The organism is Arcticibacterium sp., from assembly GCF_055134445.1.
The window spans coordinates 1-24,924 of record NZ_JBSRVI010000036.1 but is presented as its reverse complement, the minus strand read 5'-3'; the positions used below and the strand labels follow the sequence as shown (position 1 = coordinate 24,924).

Annotated in this window: 22 protein-coding genes and 1 pseudogene; 19 read left to right on the top strand and 4 right to left on the bottom strand. The window is 36.5% G+C overall.

Going from position 1 to position 24,924, the window contains the following annotated elements:
- From ACTBZY_RS05670 to ACTBZY_RS05600, 15 genes are all read left to right on the top strand, one after another.
- On the top strand, window positions 1–2,060 hold a 2,060-nt coding region (locus tag ACTBZY_RS05670; protein ID WP_463045374.1), incomplete at its 5' end, for a SusC/RagA family TonB-linked outer membrane protein.
- Window positions 2,061–2,072: 12 nt separating this feature from the next.
- On the top strand, window positions 2,073–3,773 hold the full coding sequence (locus tag ACTBZY_RS05665; protein WP_463045373.1) for a RagB/SusD family nutrient uptake outer membrane protein: 1,701 nt from the start codon (window positions 2,073–2,075) through the stop codon (window positions 3,771–3,773).
- A 95-nt stretch (window positions 3,774–3,868) separates the two neighbouring features.
- The gene (locus ACTBZY_RS05660) at window positions 3,869–5,131 is read left to right on the top strand and encodes a polysaccharide pyruvyl transferase family protein (RefSeq protein WP_463045372.1); all 1,263 of its coding nucleotides are present in this window, start codon (window positions 3,869–3,871) and stop codon (window positions 5,129–5,131) included.
- 122 nt (window positions 5,132–5,253) lie between these two features.
- Complete coding sequence (locus ACTBZY_RS05655; protein WP_463045371.1) at window positions 5,254–6,531, top strand: polysaccharide pyruvyl transferase family protein; 1,278 nt, start codon at window positions 5,254–5,256, stop codon at window positions 6,529–6,531.
- Window positions 6,532–6,700: 169 nt separating this feature from the next.
- Window positions 6,701–8,146 carry a carbon starvation CstA family protein gene (locus ACTBZY_RS05650; RefSeq protein WP_463045370.1) on the top strand — a complete coding sequence of 482 codons (1,446 nt, stop codon included), beginning with the start codon at window positions 6,701–6,703 and terminating at the stop codon, window positions 8,144–8,146.
- A gap of 583 nt (window positions 8,147–8,729) precedes the next feature.
- Window positions 8,730–8,981 carry an HYC_CC_PP family protein gene (locus ACTBZY_RS05645; RefSeq protein ID WP_463045369.1) on the top strand — a complete coding sequence of 84 codons (252 nt, stop codon included), beginning with the start codon at window positions 8,730–8,732 and terminating at the stop codon, window positions 8,979–8,981.
- A 56-nt stretch (window positions 8,982–9,037) separates the two neighbouring features.
- Window positions 9,038–10,960 (top strand): hypothetical protein, encoded by a 1,923-nt coding sequence (locus ACTBZY_RS05640; RefSeq protein ID WP_463045368.1) that lies wholly within the window; start codon window positions 9,038–9,040, stop codon window positions 10,958–10,960.
- A gap of 709 nt (window positions 10,961–11,669) precedes the next feature.
- Window positions 11,670–12,275, top strand: coding sequence for a sigma-70 family RNA polymerase sigma factor (locus ACTBZY_RS05635; RefSeq protein ID WP_463045367.1), 606 nt, complete (start codon window positions 11,670–11,672; stop codon window positions 12,273–12,275).
- Between the two features lie 8 nt (window positions 12,276–12,283).
- The gene (locus ACTBZY_RS05630) at window positions 12,284–12,559 is read left to right on the top strand and encodes a hypothetical protein (RefSeq protein ID WP_463045366.1); all 276 of its coding nucleotides are present in this window, start codon (window positions 12,284–12,286) and stop codon (window positions 12,557–12,559) included.
- A gap of 57 nt (window positions 12,560–12,616) precedes the next feature.
- Entirely contained in the window at window positions 12,617–13,096 is a 480-nt protein-coding gene (locus ACTBZY_RS05625; RefSeq protein ID WP_463045365.1) for an OB-fold protein, read from the top strand.
- A gap of 11 nt (window positions 13,097–13,107) precedes the next feature.
- The gene (locus tag ACTBZY_RS05620; RefSeq protein WP_463045364.1) at window positions 13,108–13,656 is read left to right on the top strand and encodes a YceI family protein; all 549 of its coding nucleotides are present in this window, start codon (window positions 13,108–13,110) and stop codon (window positions 13,654–13,656) included.
- Between the two features lie 242 nt (window positions 13,657–13,898).
- Complete coding sequence (locus tag ACTBZY_RS05615) at window positions 13,899–14,381, top strand: DUF4833 domain-containing protein (RefSeq protein WP_463045363.1); 483 nt, start codon at window positions 13,899–13,901, stop codon at window positions 14,379–14,381.
- A gap of 5 nt (window positions 14,382–14,386) precedes the next feature.
- Window positions 14,387–14,899, top strand: a complete 513-nt coding sequence (locus ACTBZY_RS05610) for a hypothetical protein (protein WP_463045362.1) — start codon at window positions 14,387–14,389, stop codon at window positions 14,897–14,899.
- 30 nt (window positions 14,900–14,929) lie between these two features.
- Window positions 14,930–15,310: a hypothetical protein gene (locus ACTBZY_RS05605; protein WP_463045361.1), complete on the top strand. Its 381-nt coding sequence runs from the start codon at window positions 14,930–14,932 to the stop codon at window positions 15,308–15,310.
- Between the two features lie 85 nt (window positions 15,311–15,395).
- Window positions 15,396–16,304, top strand: a complete 909-nt coding sequence (locus ACTBZY_RS05600) for a patatin-like phospholipase family protein (protein WP_463045360.1) — start codon at window positions 15,396–15,398, stop codon at window positions 16,302–16,304.
- A 31-nt stretch (window positions 16,305–16,335) separates the two neighbouring features.
- Here the strand turns inward: ACTBZY_RS05600 and ACTBZY_RS05595 are convergent, their stop codons facing one another.
- From ACTBZY_RS05595 to ACTBZY_RS05580, 4 genes are all read right to left on the bottom strand, one after another.
- Window positions 16,336–16,896, bottom strand: a complete 561-nt coding sequence (locus ACTBZY_RS05595) for a peroxiredoxin-like family protein (RefSeq protein WP_463045359.1) — start codon at window positions 16,894–16,896, stop codon at window positions 16,336–16,338.
- A gap of 114 nt (window positions 16,897–17,010) precedes the next feature.
- Window positions 17,011–17,325, bottom strand: coding sequence for a DUF6695 family protein (locus ACTBZY_RS05590; protein ID WP_463045358.1), 315 nt, complete (start codon window positions 17,323–17,325; stop codon window positions 17,011–17,013).
- A complete protein-coding gene (locus tag ACTBZY_RS05585; protein WP_463045357.1) occupies window positions 17,318–17,965 on the bottom strand; it encodes a hypothetical protein in 648 nt (215 codons plus the stop codon). Before ACTBZY_RS05585 ends, ACTBZY_RS05590 begins: the two co-directional genes overlap by 8 nt.
- Window positions 17,944–18,684 (bottom strand): NRDE family protein, encoded by a 741-nt coding sequence (locus tag ACTBZY_RS05580; protein WP_463045356.1) that lies wholly within the window; start codon window positions 18,682–18,684, stop codon window positions 17,944–17,946. The genes ACTBZY_RS05585 and ACTBZY_RS05580 overlap by 22 nt, the downstream gene beginning before the upstream one ends.
- A gap of 644 nt (window positions 18,685–19,328) precedes the next feature.
- Here ACTBZY_RS05580 and ACTBZY_RS05575 point away from each other — a divergent pair.
- The 4 genes and pseudogenes from ACTBZY_RS05575 to ACTBZY_RS05560 form a co-directional block, all read left to right on the top strand.
- Window positions 19,329–20,969, top strand: a complete 1,641-nt coding sequence (locus ACTBZY_RS05575; protein ID WP_463045355.1) for an acetolactate synthase large subunit — start codon at window positions 19,329–19,331, stop codon at window positions 20,967–20,969.
- Window positions 20,970–21,118: 149 nt separating this feature from the next.
- Window positions 21,119–22,504: an aldehyde dehydrogenase family protein gene (locus ACTBZY_RS05570; RefSeq protein WP_463045354.1), complete on the top strand. Its 1,386-nt coding sequence runs from the start codon at window positions 21,119–21,121 to the stop codon at window positions 22,502–22,504.
- 2 nt (window positions 22,505–22,506) lie between these two features.
- Window positions 22,507–24,020 (top strand): annotated as a pseudogene (locus tag ACTBZY_RS05565) (FMN-binding glutamate synthase family protein).
- Between the two features lie 500 nt (window positions 24,021–24,520).
- Window positions 24,521–24,924: DUF2652 domain-containing protein (locus ACTBZY_RS05560; RefSeq protein ID WP_463045353.1), on the top strand; the 404-nt coding region annotated here is incomplete at its 3' end.

Here is a 24,924-nt window from a genome sequence, read left to right as displayed (position 1 = left end):
CAATGTCAAACTACCAGTTAAGCGTATCTGGAAAAACAGATAAAGTCAATTATTTTTTCTCTGGAGCATATACAGGTTCAAAATCACCTGTCAAAGGGGATAACTTTTCTAGATTATCCAGCAGATTAAATTTGGGAGTACAAGCTACGGATTGGTTAAAAATTGGAGTTAATTCAGGATTTTCTTCAAGGGATAATTCTGGTGTAAGGGCTTCTTTAGAAAGTACCTCATACATGAGCCCTTATGCAAGTTTGTTTTTAGAAGATGGTGTATCTCCTAATCCTCTTCCTCAGAATTGGGGTTTGGTGTCCAATCCTCTCTTGGGAACAATTTTGAATGACAGCAAGGCTATCACAAACATTCTATTTTCTAATGCCTATGCTGATTTAAGTATTTGGAAAGGTTTATCATATAAAATGAATGTAGGATACACCCGAACAGACTCTAAAACATTTGGATTCAGCCCTTCTTATATACCTTTAAATAGACTAGGTTCTGGTTCAAAACAGCACGGAGAAAGTCAAAATTTCACACTAGAGAATATTGTTAAGTACAAACAAAAAATAGCTGAAAATCATAGTCTTGATTTGACTTTATTGTACGGAGTCTACCAGCTAACTAGCCAGTCCTCATTTTTGTCGAGCCGAAATATTTTTAATGATGCTTTAGGGTATAATGCATTGGAAATCGGAGAAGGGTTTGTTATTGACGCAAGTGCTTCACAAAATAGGCAGATTTCAAATATGGCTAGGCTTGGGTATAATATAGCAAGCAAGTATTTTTTCACCTTAAGCATGCGTAGAGATGGTTATTCGGCCTTTGGTGAGGGTAAAAAATATGGTACTTTCCCTGCTGCAGCTTTCAGTTGGAATATCAGTGATGAACCTTTTTTTAAAAATATAGGACAAATTGATTTCCTTAAACTTCGAGCTTCATGGGGTAGAAATGGAAACAGAGGGGTGAGAGAGTATTCTTCTTTAAGTCAAGTAGGACAAAATAACTATGTTTTTGGAGATGGTTCAGCAGCATCTATAGGGCTGAGCACCACAACGCTAGCTAACCCAAATCTAGGATGGGAAACTACAGAAAGTTTTAACTTTGGGGTTGATGTAGAAGCTTTTTCAGAAAGAGTAAATGCTTCTCTTAATTTCTATTCATCTAATACATTTGATTTACTTCTGAATCAAACTATACCTAATACCAACGGTTTTGAGAACTTCTTGAGAAATATAGGTGAAACAAAAAACACAGGTTTTGAGCTTGATTTAAAGACGCTGAATATTCGAAGAGGCAATTTTACTTGGAACACTAATTTAGCTTTTTCAATGAATCGAAATAAGATTCTTAAATTGACAGGAAGAGACATTGATTTAGATGGGATTGAGGATGATGATATTGCCAGTGGATGGTTCATTGGCTATCCTTTAGGTTCTAACTTTGATTACGTATTTGATGGGATTTTCAAAGAAGGAGACGAACTGGCTTTAATCCCTGGGGCTCAAATTGGAGACATAAAATTTAAAGACATTAGTGGGCCTAACGGTGAGCCAGATGGTAAAATTACACCGCTAGATAGAATGGTAATTAGTGACAATCAGGCTAAATTTAATATGGGTATTACCAATATATTTAGTTACAAAAACTTTAGTCTTTCTGTGGCTTTAAATATTAGAGAGGGGGGATATAGTTCTAACTCACTTATTAATCCTGGGTCTAACTTTTTTGACCAAGCTAACTTCTTGAACACACCTTATTGGACTGCTTCAAATCCAATTGATACAAACCCAAGAATAAACTACCGAAATCCTTTAGCATATGGTTTTTATCAAGAGAGAAGCTTTGTGAGATTACAGGATGTTTCTTTATCATATAACATACCTGAAAAATGGATTAATAAGCTTAAAATTTCTGGCTTGCAAGTGTATACTAGTGGTAAAAACCTACACACTTGGACAAACTGGGACGGTTGGGACCCAGAGTATGGAGGAGGAGGGAGAAATCCTTACGACAACGGTCCCTTATTGAAAACCTTCGTAGGAGGTATTAATGTCTCATTTTAAAAAAGAAGAAACATGAAAAATATAATTAATAGATTAACGATTTTTATACTTTGTTTACTTTTTACAACAGCCTGTGAAGACGACTTTCTGAAAGAAGTTCCCTTAGACAGGTTTAGCCCTGAGAACTTATTGACTAATGAAGCCGGATTTGATGCGGCTGTGGTGGCTCTTTACGAAGGAGCCAGAAACGAACATATTATCGCTTCCAATAATTTTGAATACATGACTCTTGGTACAGATCAAACCCAGTGGGGCAGAAATGATTCAAGAGGAAATAAAGATTATAGTTTGCTTAACTCAAATTTGAGTGCCGCTATTATTTATTGGGATTGGGCTTATAAACAAATGATTGTACGATCCAATTTAATTCTTGAAAATATAGATAATCCCGATTTAATTATTTCGAATGAGGCAAGAGAAAACATCAAAGGACAGGCCTTATTTTTCAGGGCGTATACCTATAATTTTCTAGCCAACATTTATGGTGGTGTTCCTATTGTAGAAGACAGAATTACTGAACCTAAATTTGACTTTGTTCGAAACTCAAGAGCAGAAGTCCTTAGCTTTTCAGTTAAAGATTTAGAAGCGGCCATTTCACTGTTACCAACTGCGGTGAACGATGGCAGAATACCACGAGCCGCCGCTTTTCACTTGTTAAGCGAAGTTTATATTTCATTAGGAATGGAAACCAATGATGCCACTTTATATGATAAGTCTATAAGTGCAGCAAGTAAAGTAATTAGCAAAGAAGCCGGTGATTATGAAATCATGACCCATCGTTTTGGTTCGGCTTCTACCAAACCGGGTGATGTGTTTTCCGATATTTTTGCTGATGGACAAATCAATAGATCATCAGGAAATAAAGAAGTACTATGGTCCTGGCAGTTTGAATCCACTACTTTGGGTGGAGGCTTTTCTGTATCTTCTGCCAATAATAGTATACGATATTGGGCTCCAGAATATGATAGACTTCAAACGCCAAATAAGGTTATAAATATGTCTTCTGACAGTTTGGGCAGAGGAATTGGGGTTAATTCTCCAACTAACTATGCCAAGTATGACGTATGGGCTTTAGACCCACAAGATATACGAAATTCCAGTTTTAATATCAGACGTACGTTTTATTATAATAACCCAGCAGACACCGAGTACTATAGAAAGCCTATTTTAACAAAAATTGGTGCCAATAAGAATTTATTTATTACGAAAAATGATGGAACATTAACCAATATTATTGTTGATACGTTAAGACAATATTACCCATATTTTAGAAAGATTGAAGGAGCTTCAATTAACGGGAATATACTTTCTGGTAACACTTCAAAAGACTTTAGTCGTATGAGAGTGGCAGAGACCTATTTATTACGTGCTGAAGCTTATTTCAGAAAAGGAGACTTAGCAAATGCAGCCAAAGATATCAATGTGGTAAGAGCGAGAGCCCAAGCTTCACAAATAAGCAGTTCAGATGTTACCGAGGACTTCATTTTAGATGAACGTACACGTGAATTGATTGTGGAAGAGCCACGCCTACGCACGCTAATCCGTATGGGAAGGTTGGTAGATAGGGTTAGGAAGTATAATTCGGCTCCTTCAGTACCCAATGGCCCGTCTTCAGGCGAAACCATTCGGGATTTTAACAGGTTTTGGCCAATTCCTCAAAAGGTAATTGATGCCAATACAGGAGCGGCTTTAGAACAAAATCCAGGTTATTAAAAGCTTATGAAGTTTATTGGACAATATCTTCATATACATCAAGTGTATGATAGATAATCAATGTCTGATAAACTTCATGAAAACAATACAATAATATGCAAACACGTAGAGACTTTATAATACAGACACCTGCAATCGTCGGATTAATATTAGGGATTCAGGGCTGTGATTTTAGTAACAATAAGACAAAAAAAAGAATATTGCTTCGTTCGTCATGGCAGACTGTGAACATTGGTGATATTGGACATACGCCTGGTGTATTGGCTTTGCTGGAAAAAAACCTCCCAGATGTAGAAGTGAGACTATGGGCAAGTGATGTAGGTAATGGTGTAAGAGAAATGCTTTTAAATCGTTTTCCTGGATTGGAAATATTTACCCGAGAGGATGAAGTTTCGCTGGAAAGAGCGTATAAAGAGTGTGATTTCTTCTTGCATGGATCTGGCCCTTATTTGGTGGTCTCTAGTGATGTGGAAGATTGGGCTGAAAAAACGGGGAAACCTTACGGTGTATTCGGCATTACTTATAATGAAGTAAACATGTCTCCAAAAGTAAATGCTCTGCTTACTAATGCAGAATTTGTCTTGTTTAGGGACTCGTTTTCTTTAGGATATGCTAAGGAAATTGGAGTAAATTCTAAAGTGATGTCTTTTGGTCCAGATGGTGCCTTTGCTGCTGATGTTAAAAATGATGATGCCGCTAATGCCTTTTTGTCAAGTCATGGCTTAGAAAAAGGTAAGTTTATGTGTGTGATTCCTAAATATAGATATACACCATATTGGTTAATTCCATCTAAAAACAGAGCCCTTGATGAGGAAAGAGATGCCGTAAACCAAGCAAATAAGGAGCACGACCATCTGCAATTAAGAAAGGCCATAATAGCCTTAGTGGAGCAAACGGAAATGAAAGTTTTGATAGTTCCTGAAGACGAAACTCAAGTGGCTATAGGAAAAGAAATGCTTTACGATCCCCTTCCTGAAAACATAAAACAGAATGTAGTCTGGCGTGATAAATATTGGCTAACGGATGAAGCCTTGAGTACTTACGCACAATCTGCTGGAATATTTGGAAATGAGCAGCACTCACCCATCATGTGCATTGGAATGGGAATTCCGGCTATAGTGTGTAGGTGGGAGCAGCAAACAAGCAAAGGAATGATGTGGCGAGATATAGGTTTGGGTGATTGGCTTTTTGACATGGATAATGAGGATGAAGTTGCTGGAATTGTATCCGCGGTTTTAGCTATTGCTCAAAATAATGAAAATGCGAAATCCAAAGCCTTGAAGGCTAAGATGGTAGTAGAAAGTTATCAAAAGGAAAACTTAAAACTCTTAGCGTCTGAAATAGAAAAGCTGTCATAAGATAATACGCCTGCCTGTACAGGTGCGTAATTGGAGCAAAAATCAGCGTATTTAAATTCAAAAAAAATATTGAAAGAAGGTTAATATTACTGTTGACCTTCTTTTAAACTCATATTATTACTATGCAAAATCGGAGAGAATTTCTTAAGCAAAGCAGCCTTTTTTCAGCTACAGCTTTGTTTGCACCTTTTATTGTAAATGCCACAGGGAAGGATAATCCAACCATTTTACTTGTGTCGGGTTGGCAAGATGTAAACATTGGCGATATCGCACATACACCAGGACTATTACATATTTTGGAAAAGTTTATTCCTAAAGCAAACGTTATTTTATGGAAACGGAGCAGTAGTGAAGAAGTAAAAGAATTGCTTCATAGAAACTTCCCCAAAGTCAAAATTCTTTATGGTGCAGTCAATAAAGACAAAGAATTAGATAATCCAGAACTCGAAGAAGCTTTTCAGACAGCAGACTTTATGCTACACGGTTCAGGGCCTGGCTTAGTAGGAGCCGACAATCTGGCAAGTTGGATAAAATATTCTAATAAACCATTTGGCGTATTTGGAACAACCCTTGAAAATCCAAACGAATACCAACAAGGTATTTTAAAAAAAGCCTCTTTTATTTATACCAGAGAAACCAAGTCGATTGAGCATTTGAAAAAACTCGGTATTACAGGAAAGCACATAAAGTTTGCTCCAGATGCTACCTTTTTTATTCATATCCGAAATGATGAAAGAGGAAACGCCTTTTTGAAGTCCAACGGATTAGAAGATAAGAAATTTATTTGTGCTATTCCACGCTTACGCTATACGCCTTACCATAAATTCACTAAACATAATACTTGGGACGAAGCGAAAATAAAGAAAGTGGAAGAAACCAACGAGAAGTATAAAGAAGAAGATCATGCGAAACTCCGTGAGGCTCTGATTGCTTGGGTTAGGGAAACAGGGAATAAAGTTTTGATTTGTCCTGAAATGACTTATCAGGTGGATATCATGGACGAATTGCTGATAGATCCCTTACCTGATGATGTGAAACCATTTGTTGTAAAACGTGGCTATTGGTTGCCAGACGAAGCGGCTTCCATTTATGCCAAAGCTCTTGCGGTGTTGAGCTTTGAATGTCATTCACCCATTATTTCCGCAGCCAACGGAACACCATTCTTTTACCTTCGCCAACCCGAAGACACCATAAAAGGGCAGATGTACTATGACTTAGGTTTTGATGATTGGGTATTTGAAATAGAGCAAACTGAAGGGGAACAAATTGCCAGTCGCCTAAGAGAGGTTTGGGAAGGTTACCCCAAAGCTAATTCTAAACTAAAAAGAGGTATGGGTAAAGTGCATAATATTTATAAAGAAGGAGCCGAAACCATAAAAAATATCCTTCGGGAAAAGTAAAAACTGGATATCTCTTTATATTGCAATTGATGAAAAAAACAGTTCAGCATGTCGCTTATTCAAAATCACAAAAGAAATTACTTTAAGATAAGCAGGTATTTCAGAATGTACTCTTTTAAAACCAAAGCCTTTAAATCTTCATTTTCCATTTTACATACTTAAAATTCCAATGATTAGTTTCTTATTATCTATCGCCATTCTAGTTCTGGGCTATTTTGTTTACGGAAATATCTTGGAAAGAATTTTTGGAGTGAATGAACACAGTGAAACTCCTGCCAATAGGCTCGCCGATGGAGTGGACTTTGTGGTGTTACCGAACTGGAAAGTATTTTTGATTCAGTTTTTGAACATAGCCGGGTTAGGACCCATTTTTGGAGCTATTGCGGGAGCTATGTTTGGTCCGGTAGCGTTTTTATGGATTGTTTTCGGAAGTATCTTTGCAGGGGCTGTGCATGACTATTTTTCAGGGATGTTATCTCTACGGCATGAGGGTAAAAGTATAAGTGAGGTCGTCGGAATTTATTTGGGGAGAAATACCCAGCAGCTCATGAGAGTTTTCACTGTTTTGTTATTAATATTTGTTGGGACTGTGTTTTTGGTTGGTCCTGCAAAAATACTAGATGGCATGACAGATGGCTTTTTGTCTGTATGGGGTTGGGTTACTATTATTTTGGTTTATTATTTTTTATCTACATTACTCCCTATAGATAAGGTGATTAGCAAAGTTTATCCCGTTTTTGGTGTAGCTATGCTCTTAATGGCGGTAGGCTTGTTGGGTGTGTTGCTCTTTGGGGATTATCATATTCCGGAGTTGACTTACAACAATCTTAGAAATATGAGCACTTCACCAGAGAAGACACCAATATTTCCGATCCTTTTTGTGACCATTGCCTGTGGAGCAATTTCCGGATTTCATTCCACGCAGTCACCACTTATGGCACGATGCATGGGCAATGAAAAATCAGGTAAAGTAATTTTTGCAGGAACCATGATAACCGAGGGGATAGTTGCTTTAATTTGGGCTGCTGTTTCTATGACATATTTTGGCTCTGTAGAAGAATTGAATGGAGCGATGGCTTTAAATGGTAACAATGCTGCTTGGGCTGCAAACGAAATTTCTTTAAAGATGCTTGGCCCTGTTGGTGGAATTTTAGCATTGTTTGGCATTGTTGCAGCTCCTATAACATCAGGAGATACCGCCTTTCGTTCTGCAAGGCTCATCATTGCAGATACGTTTAATGTTTCTCAAATCAAGTTCTCAAAAAGGCTTCTATTAAGCCTTCCACTGTTTGCTATTGCCGTTGCACTTACTCAAATTGAGTTCGGAATTATTTGGAGGTATTTCGCTTGGAGTAATCAGACTTTGGCAACCATCGTTTTGTGGACAATCTGTATTTACCTCATCAAAAGTTCCAAGAACTATTGGGTCGCTTTAATTCCCGCAATATTTATGACAGCGGTGTGTTCCACTTATATCTTAATTGCTCCTGAGGGTTTTGGGCTAAATGCTACATTGGCCTATCCCATAGCTGCATTTTTTACGCTCATTGTATTGGCGTGGTTTATAGCTACGGGCAAGAAAATTAGCAAAGCCAATCATGTGAATATTGAATAAATATTCTTTAGGAGAAGCCCCTTTAAAATGTTTAAAAGACTTTTCTGAAAAGATATGTTAGATAATTATTTGTTAGAAGACTATCAGCATTTTTGGCAGAAAAGTGGTGACAACGCTATAAAACAATGATTACTATAAATCATTGAATAGGAGAGTTCCTCAGTAGCTAGATCAACGAAGGAAAGATTATTTGTTAGTGTTAAACTCTATTTAAAAAAGGGAAGGATTTAGAATTGCGGAGGCTGAAACCTTCTCTAATGCTAACTAAAAATATAATATATTTTGTTAGAAAACTCTTAATTTAACAGCATAACTACCTCTATTATTTCTTGAATTTTGGTGTAAACTTTCTTTTGGTCATAATACTGTCAAAATTTAGATGAAAAACTATCTTGACACACTGTCCAGATTTTAGGAAACCATCAAATGTTTTCTACTCTAAAAGTTTATAGTCAAGCTTTTGTTGCTGAAATTTTGTAATACATCTTCGAATTATATAACGGCAAATTGTGCTGCGATAGTAATTTTACAATCTCGATATCCCTTATTCTTTTTACATAGGATAATTATTAACTTTGATTAATTGAAAAAACTAATCGCCATATCGCTAGCCTCACTGATTCTATTAAGTTATATAGGCTTTACCTTTGCTAATCACTTTTGTGGAGAGCATGCGGTAGATTCGGAGCTAAGTTTTTGGGTACATCATTTAGACTGTGGAATGCCAACTATGTATGTGCAAGAAATCTTGGATTCTCACGGATTATGGCCAATACCTTATTCGGAGGTTGAGGCCAATAAGGATGTATTCAGGGCTCAAAATCCAGGTTATTAATGCGACTATTTCTTTGTTTCTTGGTATGCTTGTTTCTCAAATTGTACAGTGGACTAGTGTACGGCCGGTCCTTTAACAATCACTCGGAAATTCGTCTAGTCAACGATAATCCTGTTCTTTTCATTAATGATGGGCAGGTTCCGCCATTTGCATACATGTCATACCTTGGAGAAGCTGCGAATTACCGCGAGATGGCCTCTTCTGGACTTGAGGTATTCTGTTTGCTGGCTTATCTCGGTGATCAGGGAATAAATTCTACTTCTGGGATAAAGCCTTTCCGCCCTTCTTTTTGGAAAGGGATGAACGAATACGACTTTTCAATAATCAAGAGTGAATTTGACGACTTGGTTAATGTAAAAAAGGATGCAAAAGTCATTATTCGAATTCATCTTGATGCTCCGGTTTGGTGGGAAAGTCAAAACCCTTCAGAACTTTGCCGTTTGCCGACTGGAGAAAGCCACCGTGTAAGTTACTCCTCGGAAAAGTGGCGTAAAGATGCGGGAGGTGCACTTTTGGCTTTTTTGGATTGGATACGGAGTTCCGATTACAATAGCAATCTTATCGGTATTCATGTAGCAGGTGGCTTTACAGAGGAATGGTTTTTTCACTATAAAGATAAATTTTTCGACGAGAGCCTAGCCCGAAGCAACGGTTTCAGGGAATGGCTGAAGGAAAAGTACCAACAGGATCTTCATGTACTTCAAGAGGCTTGGAAAGATCCAACGCTTTCATTCCTCAATGCGAAAGAAGCGGATATTAGTGGAATTACTTCTGGAAAATCGATACGTAAAAAAGGCGAAAATAGCCAATTGGACGATACCTTCGAATATCATGGGCAGATCATGTCGGATAATATTGCCTATTTCTCTCGGTTAGTCAAAGAAGCCAGTGAGGGCCGGCTTTTGACGGGGGCATTTTATGGCTATCACCTTTTTGTGCACGACCCAACGCGAGGACACGGCTCGTTATCTACTTTATTGGACTGCCCTGATATTGATTATCTCTCCAGCCCTAACGACTACCGGAGGGAGGTCGGTATTGATTGGCTCCCGATGGCTGCCATCCGATCTGTTCAGCTTCATGGAAAACTATGGTTAGCAGAAAATGATACCCGGACTTCGTTGACGACGCTCCTTCGCGAGAAGGCTCCGAATATTGTTCCGGAAGGGGATTGGTATGATAAAGGTGTATGGAAAGGCCCTAAGGATTTAAGGACTTCAAAAGAACTTCTTTGGAAAAATGCCGGTCGCATGTTAGCTTATGGGTATGGTGGATGGTGGTTTGATATGTGGGGCGGGTGGTTTAGTGATCCTGAATTACGCTCAGTTTTTCAGAAAACCAATAACCTTTACAAGAAGTACGTAATCGATGCTAAATCTGATGAGGATTTATACCGTCCAGAAATAGCCGTAGTAGTCGACGAAAAGCTGCAGTTTTATGATGATAGTTATGGAAGAATTACAGGAAAATTGTTGAATAACCGATATGCATTGGGTCAGGTGGGAACTAGTTTTGATGTCTACCTCCGAGATGACTTGGCGGCCTTAGAAAAGGAAGCATACAAGGTAATCTGGTATATAGGAGTTGAGGAAATAACAGGTGAAGAGGAGCAGATCATAATTCGTTTAAATGCAAGGTCAAACCGTGTTATCGTTACTAGTGATGAAGGGTCGTTTATTTACAATAGAAAGAAGCTGATCAATAGCATTATAGGTAGGGTAGTATGGACACCAGAACAAATACGTGAAGTTTTGAGGAATGCAGGTGTACATATTTTCAGTACATCAAATGATGTAATTTATGCAGGAAACGGATGGCTAATGGTTCATCTTAGCGAGGCAGGTCGAAGAGAAATCCTACTTCCATCTGAGTGGTCCCTTACGAATGTCAAAGAAAATGGTAGTTCTGCGTATAATTCAGACCGGCTTGTGCTTGAAGGTGAATACGGAGAAACGTTTCTGTTTAAAACAGACAAATAGCTTATTAATCTAACTTTAGCCAGAATGGGAAGCCTGGACTGATGATTTTCCAATACTTTAAAAAGGAATGTTAATTACTTACACCTCAAATATCTAAAAGGTAGAACTTTAAGTTGTAAGGAACTTGAAAGAGCCGTTAAGACTTTTTTTGTATTATTATCTGATCCTTTAAAGTGGCAAACTGGCTCCTAAATATTTAGTGCCCAACAAGAAAATCAACAATTGGGTGCAAAGTTGGTCAAGAAATTAGCGATAGATTTACGACTGGAGTTTCCAGAAATGAAAGAACTCTCCAATAAAAACTACATTAGCTTTCCTCGTCTTCAAAATCGTTTAAGTGGCACTTGCAAAAATTAAAAAATAATGGATCAAAAGCCATTCATGTGAATAAGGAATAAATATTCAGCTAGTAAACGCTATTCAAAATTGACTTAATGCAAGGTTTAATGGTTTTTTCAGCAAGGTGTTTTTGACGTCAATTGATTTTACTGTAATCAGCATAATGTTTAAAGATACTGACTACCACACCTACATCTGATTAAAACATTATTCCGTATGTAAAAAGAAGAAATAAACGATATTACGGAGACAGAAAACATTCCAAGTGTTTTTGTTCGATGCTTCTTTTGATGCCGTTCAAGTGCTTTCTATGTCGATTCATTCTTAATGCGTTAATTCTTGTCTAAATTGTTTAAAATAAAGGTTAATTATGCCAGACAGTTCGATACATACATTGGAAAAATCTTCATCTGAAAGCATCACAGATTGGGTAAGACAATATTCTGATGAGCTATATGGTTGGGCTGTTAAAAAAGTTGGAGACAACGAAATAGCAAAAGACTTAATACAGGATACATTTTTATCGGCTTATAAGAATATATCAGGATTTAGAAATGAGAGCTCTCCTAAAACTTGGCTTTTTAGTATTCTTAACTTCAAGATCATTGATTATTACAGAGAAAAAAAGAAGATAGTTGCTATCTCCCTAGAAGGAGATGACAAGAAATTAGTAAAGGAAGTAACTGACAGTATGTTTGACAAAAATGGAAACTGGGAGACTAATGGCCTCGAAGATTCCTGGAATAACGAAGAAAATTTACTTGACAATTCGGAGTTTAACGAAGTAATGGATGTATGTATGGCTGATTTGCCAGATCAATGGCGACAACTCCTACGACTTAAATATTTGCTTAACAAAAAACATTCAGAAATATGTCAGGAATGCGATTTAAGTCAGTCTAATTATTGGCAGATAATACATAGAGCAAAGCTTATGATGAAAAAATGTCTTGAAATGAATTGGTTTAAAAACTGACTAAAATTATGAAAATCTTAAAACGTATTATGTCTTATATGTTGCTCAGCTGTCAAAAGGCTACTGAACTCATAGAGAAAAGGAAAATTCATAATTTAAGCTGGCAAGAAAAAATATTGCTGGATTCCCATTTGGGGATGTGCAAGGCATGCAAAGGCTATGAAAAACAATCTGAAACAATAGACCAATTGTTTGAACATCACCACCAATCCACCGATGATTCTGCAGAACTATCAGACAAGGAAAAAGACGAACTAATTAATTTTCTTCAAAATAATAATTAAGTATTTGTCAGGATACTAATTTACCCACGACTACGCATTCAAATAACTAAAGTTTGAATGAAAGAAAAGTCGAAAAAATATAAGAAAGCATTTCTTCTTGGTACAGTGGCCATTCTTCTGGCGGGAGCCTCCTATGCTTATTACCTCTATAATTTACCGAAAAGAGATGTTGCTGCATCAGAAGCGGATTATAGCTATAAAGCTTCAGAAGTAGTCAATGAATACCTATCTGACCCTACAAAGGCAAATCAGAAATTTTTGGATGCCGAAGGAGTTTCAAAAATCCTTATGGTTAATGGAACAATTGCTTCAATAGATGAAGATTACAATGGACAAGTTGAATTATTGCTAAAAGAAGAGCAAGAGTTAGCTGGAGTTAGTTGTACTTTATTAAGTTCATCAGGTACCGACAAACAGTCTTTTAAGTTGGGTCAAAAAGTCATGGTAAAAGGAGTTATACGCTCTGGAGCTGCATATGACGAAGACCTTGATATGTATGAAAATGTAATTCTAGAAAAATGTACAATTATAAATTAAATAACAATAAAATGAAAAACACGCTAATTCTTATGACCATAGCTCTTGGGCTATCCTCTTTTACCGAATTACCCGAAAAATTAATTTCTAAAAAATCAAAAGTAAGTTTCTTTAGCCATACAGCCTTGGAAGATATTACAGCTGTTAATTTCAAAACAGTGGGCACCTTGGAAGGAAAAACAGGAGATGTTGTTTTTTCTGTTCCGATGCAAAGTTTCGAATTTGAAAAATCATTGATGCAAAAGCACTTCAATAGCCCAAAGTTCTTGGACACTAAAACGAATCCAAAGGCAAAATTTGTGGGTAAAATCACTAACCTCAATCAAATTAACTTTGAGAAAGATGGGAAATATGCTCCTATGGTTGTTGGAAGTTTAACTATCAACGGCGTAACGCAAAAAGTCTCTAAAAAAGGAGAAATAATCGTTAGCGGAGGAAAAGTTACCACCAAAACGAAATTTGATATTACGTTGGCGGACTATAAAATTGCTTTTAGCGATGGAAAACCTTCTACCAATATAGCCAAAGAGGTCACTATTGAATTTGAAGCAGAATTTTAGGTTTTCAGGGTTTGCCTTTTAAGGTAAACCCTCTTTTTTAACCCGGTTTATGCATTGGAGAATCGTAATGAGTAGTTAAAATGCAATAAATCAGACATTAAAACGAAATTAGCATAGCACCGCTCTGGTGATTGAGTTTAAATGGGTTTACGAACTGATTTAAAGCAGTTTAGGTACGGTCCCGATAGCTATCGGGAGATTGCCTAATGCATAAGGCGGGTTTAACCTTATTTTAAGCTAACATGAAGTTGATTTTCATTATACTGGCTAGTTTTCTCACTCCTTCCAAAGGAGAAACGGATAATGGGATTCTCTTTGAAATTAGAAGAAATAAGGACGATTTTAAAATAGTATATCAATTGAATTTGAATGAAAAGGGTAATGTTATTTTGAAAGAACCGATTAAAACGTATTGGCTAAAAAATGGCAAAAAGGAAGCGTTGAGCTTGATACAAGAGAAATATGCTTATGGGCTTGTGGTAGATAAAATCACTGATGATTTCATTGACCTTCATTTCGCCGCTTATTCTCAAAGAATCATAAGGCTAAAAATGAATGAGAAGCCAACTGTCATGATTTCTGAAGGTGATTCATGGGCTTTGCTACGCGGTATTTATGTGAATTTTTCGAATTCTTCATTTCTACTACCAAAAATCAAAAGTGTCAAAATAGCGTTAACTAATCCAAAATCTTGTGAGGATTTTATTCAAACTATTAAACCATAAAATAAATGATTGACAATTGCTCAGAAAACCTTCGCCAACTCAAAGAGTTAACAAAGGTTATAAACGAAAATGACTATAAACAGAAAATTGATTTGCTATCAGGTGCAAGTATTGGTCAACACATCAGACATATATTGGAGTTTTATCTGTGTGTTTTTGAAGGGCAAATTGACGGAACAATTAATTATGACCTCAGAAAGAGAGACATAAGAATAGAGGAAGACCCTATTTTTGCTGCTCATACTATAAATAATCTCTTGATATCTCTTCAATTATTGCCGCAACAGCATGTCCCAATAAGTCTGCAAGGAAACTTTAAAGAAGAAGAGAGTGAAATTGATAAAATTGACACTTCTTTAGCTAGGGAATTAGCCTATAACCTGGAGCATAGTATTCATCATCAAGCCCTCATAAAAGTTGCTTTACTTTATTTAAACCGTGGCGTTTTGGTGGATGAAAACTTCGGAGTGGCTCCTGCTACAGTTCGCTTTAGGAAATCCATATTGATTGAAAATTAAGACTTTGTTTATTGTTTAAACCTTTGAAAAATGGAAACCTGGCAAATTAATTTATCTTTAATTCCGAGTTTAGCGGTCATTCTTGGTAGTGTAAACAGAATGGCTTTGGGCCTCACAGATGAATTAAATAATAGATTACATCTAGATCATGAATTGTATGAAGAAATAATACCTCTGAAAATAAAACAATTGAAAACCTTAAGTATTGCTACCCTTCTAATGTATTTAAGTCTCTTATTACTAGTGATAAACGCTATGTTAGGTGGCTTGAATATTTTCGAGAATTACAATACAGCCATTTTGATAATCATTGCGGTTTTTATATTTTTTGTTTCAATTATTTTATTGGTTTCTTTTTCTTGGAATGCGTATTTCATACGTCAAAGACAGTTTGAAAAATTTCTGTTGTAAGGAGTGTTGAATAGAATTACTCGGTAGCATCTTTAATTCAGAGAGAAACTTTGTTGTAGATAAATAATCAAAATCTTCATAGATAATGTCAACAAATTTGAATCATAAAAAGGCTTTGGTTATTTCAGGTGGAGGCAGCAAAGGTGCTTTTGCTGGAGGAGTTGCAGAATATCTTCTACTTAAACAGAATAAGAAATATGACATATTTTTGGGCACTTCTACAGGAAGCCTTTTAATAAGCCATTTAGCTTTGAATAAAGTGGAAGAAATAAAAAGGATATATACGAATGTTAGCCAGGGTGATATTTTTAGCAATTGTCCTTTTACCAAAAGAAAAAAAAGAGGTTTTACCCATGTAGGGATAAATCATTTTAATGTTCTTATCAATTTCTTATTAGGTTCTAGGACTTTCGGTGAAAGTAAAAATCTTAGAAAGCTGATTGAAAAAGAAATCACCAGAGAGATATATGACGAAATAAGACAAGTACATAAGGAAGTAGTGGTAACGGTTTCAAACCTTTCTACCCATGAAGTGGAGTATAAAAACATATCTGAAGTAGAATATGAAGACTTCTGCGATTGGATTTGGCTGAGTTGCAATTACCCTCCGTTTATGTCTCTGGTACATAAAAATGGGTACGATTATGCAGATGGCGGTTTGTCCATTACTGCACCAATAGAAAGGGCTATTGAAATGGGAGCCACAGAAATTGATGCTATAATTTTAGATACAGAAACGTATGCAATCAATCATATGGCTATTAAAAATGCGTTCACATTGCTTACCAATACATTTACATTTATGATGAACACTATCTCTTTCCAAGGTCTTCAATTAGCAAGTAGAAGAGCCAAGTATGAGAATGTCAAGTTAAATATGATACACACACCTACCATACTTACGACAAATTCCTTAGTTTTTGATAAAGTGGAGATGACTAAATGGTGGCAACAAGGCTATGATTACGCCTTTTTTAATTTCGCTAATGAATAAGTTACTTTAGGAGGGAAAAGAACGAAAGGAATTAGTTATCTCTTAGAGCTTTAATGACCTCCATGAGGTAATCAGGCTCTATTCTTTTTCTGAAATTAGGATTTATATGTTCAAAAATTATCTCTGCTTTTTTGTTTACAATCATTAATGTTGGTACAGGCAAAATGCCATGTTTATCATCAGGATCTCCAAAAGCAATCCCAACGTTTTTTAAAAGTGTGGCACCAGGATCTGAAAATAATCGGTAAGCAATTTTATTTTTCTCTTCCGTGTTCACCAATTCCTCATATTTATCAGGAGAAATCGCAACAATTTGATATCCTAAGGCTATAATATCATTCTCAATACTTACAAGTCCAGCCAGCTGCTTATTACAATATGGACACCAGCCGCCTCTATAAAAAACTAAGATTGTTGGTTTTTCATTGAGAACATCTAATAAATTATGTTTTTTCCCTGATGGGTCTATAACCGTAGCTTCTGGAATTTTTTCACCAATCAGCAGTGGGGATATATCTTCAGGTTGTTCGGCCGTTTGAGCTAGAATATGGAATGATGTGAAAAAGAAACAAAGTAATAAGAGGTTTTTCATATTTAAAACGAGTTGGTAGTGCCTATTTGGAAAGCTTAATGACTAGCTTATTAAAATAGCAAATAATCATATTTAATGTACGTCGAATTTAGGTATTATAGATTCGGAAGCTAATTAATCGTTGTTAACATTTTTGAAAAGTACCATTTTATCGAGTGTTTTAAATCGCACCTCCATACAATGACTGAGATGAGATATTTCATAGGGTTCATTTTTATTAATGTTGTCTTTCGAAATAAATAAACCGGCACATTCCAATTCACCTATTGGGTTATATCTATTAATTTGAGCAAGATTATCACTCATGAATTCTACATGAAACCATGAGCCAGCTCCTTCTCCAGCCAACCATTGTACCTTTTCGGGTAGATTAGCGGGCTTTTCTGGTGGAGGTAAAGTTCCTCTGAGATAGGCCGTTTTTTTACTCATAGATGGATATATTTTGGTTCATATGTATAGCGGGAGTAATTTCAAAACTTGAGCTGATTTGAGTCAACGACTTTACGTTTCCTAAAGGAGTAGGAGAGATGGTAGGTGGCAAGGATAGCCTAACTTTAGTCCAAAGTTGAGGCCGTCCTGCCTTAATAATAGTATTAACAAAACGCGAACAATTAGTGCCATTCTTCACAAAAGGACCATAAGCAAGACAGCCTTTACTTTGTAAGTCTTTAGCTTTTTTGTACGCTAATTCAAAATTTACAGGTGCAATACCGGCATATACCCTTCCGCTTCCATGACATGCCTCTTTTTGTTGAATCTCAACGAGTAATTCTTTTATATTTAAAGGCTCACCTTTTTCTGGCCATTCTAATATAGTTTTTAACTTTAATTCATGGTCTGTGAATTTATCTCTTACTCTGCCATGGCCATAAGGAGTATGATACCTTCCGAAATCTAAATAAAGTGGTTCATTTTCGAAGTTTTCTATTAAGATGACAGCCGCATGACCTACTTTGTAATAGTAGTTTTTGTGCAGACCTAACCATCCAGCTGGTTTATCGTACCATGCTCCTGCGGCCTTGCAGTGCGTTTCAGGCCATGCTAAGGCTATTGCCCATCCTGAATACATAGTTCCATGGGGTTTAATAGGTGGTTAATTTGACTATTATCTAAAAGATCTAAATATTTAAAATAGGAGTGATCTTTATATCGTACTATTTGGCTAACACTTACTGTTTTTAAGTCGCCATTATTTCTTTCCATGAGTACGTTTTCAAATGAATTGTCGGTATGTTTAAATAAATGAAATGCTAACATATTTTCAGCTTGAATCACTTCTGAACTTAGCCATTTAGAATACCATGCTCGTCTTCCTTCTATTATAGACTCAGAATAAAGTGTAACGGAAGACCAAATTCTAGGCACATTTATGGGTAGTTCATGTACAATTTTTCTTTTACCATCCCATTTTAGTTCCAGATAGAATTGCTTGTTTGTATTGTCAATCAGGATAAGTGTGAATGGTTCTGTTTCAGATAAATCAACATGCTGAATGAAACTTCTATCGTCTTTGTAATCCAGACTTTCTAATAAAACCTGCCCTCTGCTTCTTTTATATCGCTTAAGGTTAGGTAGGTGATTTTCATTAGCTCCATTCAATAGACACCGGGCTTTTTGTTCTCCCACCGCTATCCAACTCCCACCCGCTATCATATCTTTAGGATATATCCATTTGCCAGTGTTAGTACAATATAGCTCAGGCTTTAACGTAGGCCTAGCCGTTTTTTCATCTCTATTAGAGGTGAGAAAGTAGCCATTATTGACCGGTAGATAGGTTACAGTACACATATTGATGTTTATTTTCTATACTTGTTTGACGGAGTCTTATTAGAATACTGACAAAAAATGTAATAAAAATTTGTAAAATTTATTAAAACCCAATTTTCAAGCAACGGGCATTTAATCCGCTTTATGCATTGGGCAATCTCCCGATTTTGTTGGGATCGTAGCTAAATTGCTTCAAATCAGTATACTTCGTTAAGCTCAGCACAGGCTACACCCATTTAAACTCAATCACCATAGCGGTGCTATGCTAATTTCCTTTAATCATCTGATTTATTGTACTTTAAAACTCATAACCACCCCCCAACGCATAATCCTGGTTAAACTTTAGAAATCAAACCTGCTTCAAAAGTAGAATAATGGTTTTTAGGCTATTGACTTTAGAACGCAGGCCTAAGTGCTTAAGCTGAATTTGATATAATGGTTTCTGCAAAAAGAGCAGCTGCTTGTCCAAAAAGATTAGAATCGTTGGTCTCCTGATTATGTGTTAGATATTTATTCTTCCCTATGTTTATGTAAATATCTTATAATAAATGGTTTGATGGATTTTAATGTTATTTTGTCAGGATTACAATTATCTACGTCTATAAAGCTGTGGCAAAGCAATTATAAGCAAAACAATTAATTCAGACTATAAAACCAAACCTAAAATGAAGGCATCAGATTTATTTATAAAAGCACTTGAAAACGAAGGTGTAACGTATATTTTCGGAATTCCTGGCGAGGAAAACTTAGATATGCTAAACTCTCTGAAGGATTCTAAGATTAAATTAATTCTTACCCGTCATGAACAAGGAGCAGGTTTTATGGCTGCCACTTATGGTCGATTAACGGGGAAGCCTGGGGTTTGTCTAGCAACGCTAGGGCCTGGTGCCACCAACTTAACCACACCCGCGGCTTATGCTCAATTGGGAGCCATGCCTATGGTGATGATTACTGGCCAAAAGCCGATTATGAAATCTAAACAGGGTCGTTTTCAAATAATAGATATTGTTGAATTATTTCAACCAATCACAAAGTATACCCGACAAATAGTAAATGGAAATCTAATTCCGTCTATGGTTCGGGAAGCTTTTCGTTTGGCTATAGAAGAGCGGCCGGGAGCTGTTCATCTAGAATTACCAGAGGATATTGCTGCGGAAGAATGTGAAGACCGATTATTTGATGTAGTTGGGTTTAGAAGACCTGATGCCAATGAGGTGGCTATCCAAGAAGCCACAAAAATGCTGGAAGAGGCCAAAATGCCTTTATTGTTAATAGGAGCTGGTGCAAATAGACAAAGAACAAGTGATGCTTTGATCCAATTCGTTGAGTCTACAGGGATTCCATTTTTTAATACACAAATGGGGAAAGGTGTTTTAGATGAACGGCATCCTCTATTTTTAGGAACAGCCGCTTTATCAAGTGATGACTTTTTACATTGTGCTATCAATAGGGCAGATCTAATTATAAATGTGGGTCATGATGTAGTGGAGAAACCACCATTTTTTATGGAGAAAGGTGGAACCAAAGTGATTCACGTCAACTTTTTTCCAGCTAATGTAGATGAAGTTTATTTTCCTCAATTAAATGTTATTGGAGATATAGCATCGTCGATAATGCAATTGACGGGTCAAATCAAAGACAAAAGCAATTGGGACTTCTCCTATTATGAAAGAATTAAAAAGGAGGTAGAAAGTCATTTGACAAGATACGTTGAAGACGTTCGTTTCCCTATTTTACCACAAAGACTGGTACATATTGTGCGTGAACAATTACCGGATGATGGCATTGTAACCTTGGATAATGGTGTTTATAAGATTTGGTTTGCCCGAAATTATAAATGTTACCAACCCAATACACTTTTATTAGATAATGCACTGGCCACAATGGGTGCAGGTTTGGCTTCCGCAATGGCTGCAAAGTTGATTAACCCAGATAAAAAAGTAATTTCGGTTTGTGGAGATGGAGGGTTTATGATGAATTCTCAGGAACTGGAAACAGCTACTAGATTGGGTTTAAATATGGTCGTTATTATTCTAAATGATAGTTCGTATGGAATGATAAAGTGGAAACAAGAAGGGATGGGATTTGAAAGTTTCGGTTTAGATTATAAAAATCCTGATTTTGTAAAATATGCAGAAAGCTATGGGGCTAAAGGGCACAGACCTACTTCTGACCAAAGTTTTAGAGAAATCTTAAAAACTTGTTTAAACTCAGACGGTGTTCATGTCATTGATTTAGCAGTGGATTACTCATTAAATCATTCTATTTTGAACGTCTTGCTAAAAGAAAAAACCTGCATTCTTTAAACCTATAAATTATTACTGAATATTCTTATTAAGAAAAATGCCTTCTGTTTTTGACAAAGGGATTTTACTAAAGCAGCAAATGCCGAAGCCCATTTACGTCATATAATTTTAAACTGGATCGCAATAGAACAATTGACATGGAAGTACAAATGCTAAAAGTTAAATCGCCGTACGATTTAAGCCTTATTATAGAAATTCCTTTAGTTGGAAAAGTAGAAGTGGAAAAAGCATTATCAACGGCTTATGCTTTATTTCAAGATCAAAGTAAATGGATTGCTCCTCATGAGCGGATAGCCATTTTAAAAAGAGCAGCCACCATCATGCATAGCAGATTGGAAGAGCTTACAAAAACGGCAACTCAAGAAGGAGGAAAGCCATTGGTCGATTCGAAAATTGAAGTTTTAAGGGCTATTAACGGAGTTGAATTAGCGGCAGAGCATATAGGACAAATAAAAGGCGAACAGATTCCGATGGGCTTAACCAAAGCTTCCGAAAACAGGATTGCTTTTACAAGTAGAGAACCCATTGGAGTGGTGAGCTCCATAAGTGCTTTTAATCATCCATTAAATTTAATTGTACATCAGGTAATAACAGCTGTTGCTGCCGGTTGCCCTGTGATTGTAAAACCAGCTCTAACTACACCATTGTCTTGTATAGCATTGGTTGACATACTAAAAGAGGCTGGTTTGCCAGAAGGTTGGTGTCAAGCTATTATTTGTGATAATGATGCTGCAGAACGCTTAGTCACAGATAGTAGAATAAATTATTTTTCGTTTATCGGTTCTGCAAAAGTTGGCTGGTACTTAAAGTCAAAATTAGCTAATGGAACACGATGTGCTTTAGAACACGGCGGTGCAGCCCCTGTAATAGTGGAGAAAGATGCAGATTTTGAAACACTCCTGCCATCACTATTAAAAGGTGGGTTTTACCATGCTGGGCAGGTATGTGTTTCTGTTCAACGCGTTTTTGTTCACGAGAGCATTTGTAATGATGTTGCCAATAAACTAGCGGAAATGGCTTCAAAATTAGTAGTAGGAGACCAAATGGATGAAAAAACGGAAGTTGGGCCTTTGATTTTACCAAGAGAAGTAGATAGAGTAGAGGAATGGGTAAATGAAGCCATTCAAGCTGGAACCAAAGTGTTATGTGGAGGAAAACGAATTTCAAAGACTTGTTTTGAACCAACGGTATTATTAGACCCACCTTTATATGCCAAGGTGTCAAGATTAGAGATTTTTGGCCCAGTGGTTTGCGTTTATTCCTATTCAGATAGAGACAAAGCAATTGAAATTGCCAACAGTCTAGATGTGCATTTTCAAGCAGCCGTTTTTACAAAGGATTTAGATGTGGCTTTGGATTGTGTTAAAAAACTAAATGCCACAGCAGTTATGGTAAACGACCACACCGCTTTTAGAGTAGACTGGATGCCTTTTGGCGGTAGAGATACTTCAGGAATCGGGATGGGAGGCATACAATATTCTATGCACGAAATGACAAGAGAAAAACTGATGGTGATAAAAAGCAAAGTTTTATAAAAATGAAAATAAGAGAAAAGTTTATCCTGCTATCATTAATGCTACTTCTTATAGTAGCAGGAGTTTACATAGTCTGGAAACCAATTATTTGGACTTTAGTATTTATAGGTCCTGTTATTTTATTAGGGATAAGCGACATACTTCAAACCAAACATTCGATAAAAAATAATTTTCCTGTAATCGGAAATTTCAGATACCTCTTGGAGAAAATCCGTCCTGAAATAATGCAGTATTTTGTAGAAACAGATACGGAAGGGGCACCGATTAATAGAATGTTTAGAAGCCTAATCTATCAAAGAGCCAAAAAAGCAAACGATACCGCACCATTCGGTACTCAAATGGATGTTTACCGAGCTGGATATGAGTGGATAGATCATTCATTATATGCTGTAGACCATAAAGATATTAATCCGCTTCCTAGAGTACTTGTGGGTGGGGCAGATTGTAAAAAAAAGTATGACGCTAGTTTATTAAATATCTCTGCTATGAGCTTTGGCTCCTTAAGTAAAAATGCCATTTTAGCATTGAATAAAGGTGCAAAAAAAGGAGGTTTCGCTCATAATACAGGAGAAGGAGGAATTAGTCCATTTCATTTGGAAGGTGAAGGAGATTTAATTTGGCAAGTGGGTACAGGTTATTTTGGATGTAGAACACATGATGGAAATTTTTGCCCTGACACATTCGCTAAAAAAGCGACTTTGGATAGTGTGAAAATGATTGAAATAAAATTATCTCAAGGTGCCAAACCAGGTCATGGAGGTATTTTACCAGCCGCTAAAAACACAGAAGAAATTGCGAGAATAAGAGATGTTAAACCACATACAGATGTAAACTCTCCGCCTTCACATGCTGCATTCTCATCTGCCACAGGATTAATGGATTTTATAAAATTACTTAGAGATAAGTCTGGAGGTAAACCTGTTGGTTTTAAGTTATGTATAGGCAAAAAGCAAGAATTTATTGATATCTGCAAAGCAATGGTTTCTACGGGTATTAAACCAGATTTTATAACAATAGATGGAGGCGAAGGTGGTACTGGTGCAATACCAATAGAATTTTCTAACTCTATCGGTATGCCTTTAAGAGAGGGACTGGCTTTGCTCATGATACGCTTATGCTTTATGATTTAAAAAAGGATATTAAGTTAATTGCTTCTGGAAAAATATTTACAGGATTTCATATTGTCCGAATGCTGGCTCTAGGTGCAGACATGGTAAATAGTGCCAGAGCAATGATGCTTGCCATAGGTTGTATTCAAGCTAGACAGTGTAATACAAATACTTGTCCCGTAGGTGTTGCCACACAAAATAAATCCTTAATAAAAGGCTTGAATGTTCCTGATAAAGCCGTACGAGTAGCAAATTTTCATCATGCTACTTTGCAAAGTTTTAGTGAGTTGGTTGGGGCTGCAGGAATCAGAAACTTATCTGAATTGAATCGATCACATATCAATCGAAGAATCAGTATGACAGAAGTGATGAACTATAGCGAGATATACCCTACCGCAGTTAGGTAGGAGGTGAAACGAAATACGAATGGATTTATAAGGCAATGCTTCAAGAAACATTACAACTTTCAGATTATCTAAAACCCAAATTAATTAAGTCGTAAACATTGGGTCAAGCACAAAAGTTGGGTCTTCTTCGTCAATGAATGGGTTCACTTATGACAAGAATGCCTGCTTATTGAAACCTTCGTCAAGAATTGATTTTAAATGTTGTTTTTTCTTCTCTTGACCCATCTGGAGCTTAAAAGCATCCCTAATATGCCACAAAGCTCAATAGTCTTCTTTGAAAGATTCCCTGGAAGCGTTTTGATATTGCGAAACGTTACTTTTTTAAAAGGAATGCTCTAGGCACTCTCAATCGTTTTGCTGTAATTTTACGTTCTTACCTATGAATCCTCTTAATGAGAACTTTTGGGTATGTAAATGCGAGAACTTTATAACAAGCAGAATAAATAACCAAGTATTCTCTTGATCTGAAGAATATTTGAACGTTCCAAATAAATAGTTATATGAGCCAAAATGCCCTACTTTTTATTCCTGATATAAGTGGTTATACCAAATTTATCAATCATACGGACGTAGAGCATAGTCGTCATATTGTTTCAGAATTATTGGAGGTCATATTGGCTAAGAATACCTTGAATTTGGAATTGGCAGAAATAGAAGGCGATGCTCTTTTTCTGTATAAATTACAGAGTGCGTCTACCATTGAAGATGTCTGGACTCAGGCCAAAAAAATGTTCTTAGCTTTCCACGAACATCTGTTACTTTATAAGCACAGAAGGATTTGTGATTGTGGAGCTTGTCTTACAGCCAGCAGCTTGAGCCTAAAGTTTGTTGTACACATAGCTCCAATTGATTTTATAGAAGTAGCCGGTAGAAAGAAACCATATGGTCCCGAGGTAGTTAAAGT

What these genes read in the sequence shown, in the direction of transcription:
- ACTBZY_RS05665 (WP_463045373.1), top strand. Translation starts at nt 2,073, where the DNA reads ATGAAAAATATAATTAATAGATTAACGATTTTTATACTTTGTTTACTT.
- ACTBZY_RS05660 (WP_463045372.1), top strand. Translation starts at nt 3,869, where the DNA reads ATGCAAACACGTAGAGACTTTATAATACAGACACCTGCAATCGTCGGA.
- ACTBZY_RS05655 (WP_463045371.1), top strand. Translation starts at nt 5,254, where the DNA reads ATGCAAAATCGGAGAGAATTTCTTAAGCAAAGCAGCCTTTTTTCAGCT.
- ACTBZY_RS05650 (WP_463045370.1), top strand. Translation starts at nt 6,701, where the DNA reads ATGATTAGTTTCTTATTATCTATCGCCATTCTAGTTCTGGGCTATTTT.
- ACTBZY_RS05635 (WP_463045367.1), top strand. Translation starts at nt 11,670, where the DNA reads ATGCCAGACAGTTCGATACATACATTGGAAAAATCTTCATCTGAAAGC.
- ACTBZY_RS05630 (WP_463045366.1), top strand. Translation starts at nt 12,284, where the DNA reads ATGAAAATCTTAAAACGTATTATGTCTTATATGTTGCTCAGCTGTCAA.
- ACTBZY_RS05625 (WP_463045365.1), top strand. Translation starts at nt 12,617, where the DNA reads ATGAAAGAAAAGTCGAAAAAATATAAGAAAGCATTTCTTCTTGGTACA.
- ACTBZY_RS05620 (WP_463045364.1), top strand. Translation starts at nt 13,108, where the DNA reads ATGAAAAACACGCTAATTCTTATGACCATAGCTCTTGGGCTATCCTCT.
- ACTBZY_RS05615 (WP_463045363.1), top strand. Translation starts at nt 13,899, where the DNA reads ATGAAGTTGATTTTCATTATACTGGCTAGTTTTCTCACTCCTTCCAAA.
- ACTBZY_RS05610 (WP_463045362.1), top strand. Translation starts at nt 14,387, where the DNA reads ATGATTGACAATTGCTCAGAAAACCTTCGCCAACTCAAAGAGTTAACA.
- ACTBZY_RS05605 (WP_463045361.1), top strand. Translation starts at nt 14,930, where the DNA reads ATGGAAACCTGGCAAATTAATTTATCTTTAATTCCGAGTTTAGCGGTC.
- ACTBZY_RS05600 (WP_463045360.1), top strand. Translation starts at nt 15,396, where the DNA reads ATGTCAACAAATTTGAATCATAAAAAGGCTTTGGTTATTTCAGGTGGA.
- ACTBZY_RS05595 (WP_463045359.1), bottom strand. Translation starts at nt 16,896, where the DNA reads ATGAAAAACCTCTTATTACTTTGTTTCTTTTTCACATCATTCCATATT.
- ACTBZY_RS05590 (WP_463045358.1), bottom strand. Translation starts at nt 17,325, where the DNA reads ATGAGTAAAAAAACGGCCTATCTCAGAGGAACTTTACCTCCACCAGAA.
- ACTBZY_RS05585 (WP_463045357.1), bottom strand. Translation starts at nt 17,965, where the DNA reads ATGTATTCAGGATGGGCAATAGCCTTAGCATGGCCTGAAACGCACTGC.
- ACTBZY_RS05580 (WP_463045356.1), bottom strand. Translation starts at nt 18,684, where the DNA reads ATGTGTACTGTAACCTATCTACCGGTCAATAATGGCTACTTTCTCACC.
- ACTBZY_RS05575 (WP_463045355.1), top strand. Translation starts at nt 19,329, where the DNA reads ATGAAGGCATCAGATTTATTTATAAAAGCACTTGAAAACGAAGGTGTA.
- ACTBZY_RS05570 (WP_463045354.1), top strand. Translation starts at nt 21,119, where the DNA reads ATGCTAAAAGTTAAATCGCCGTACGATTTAAGCCTTATTATAGAAATT.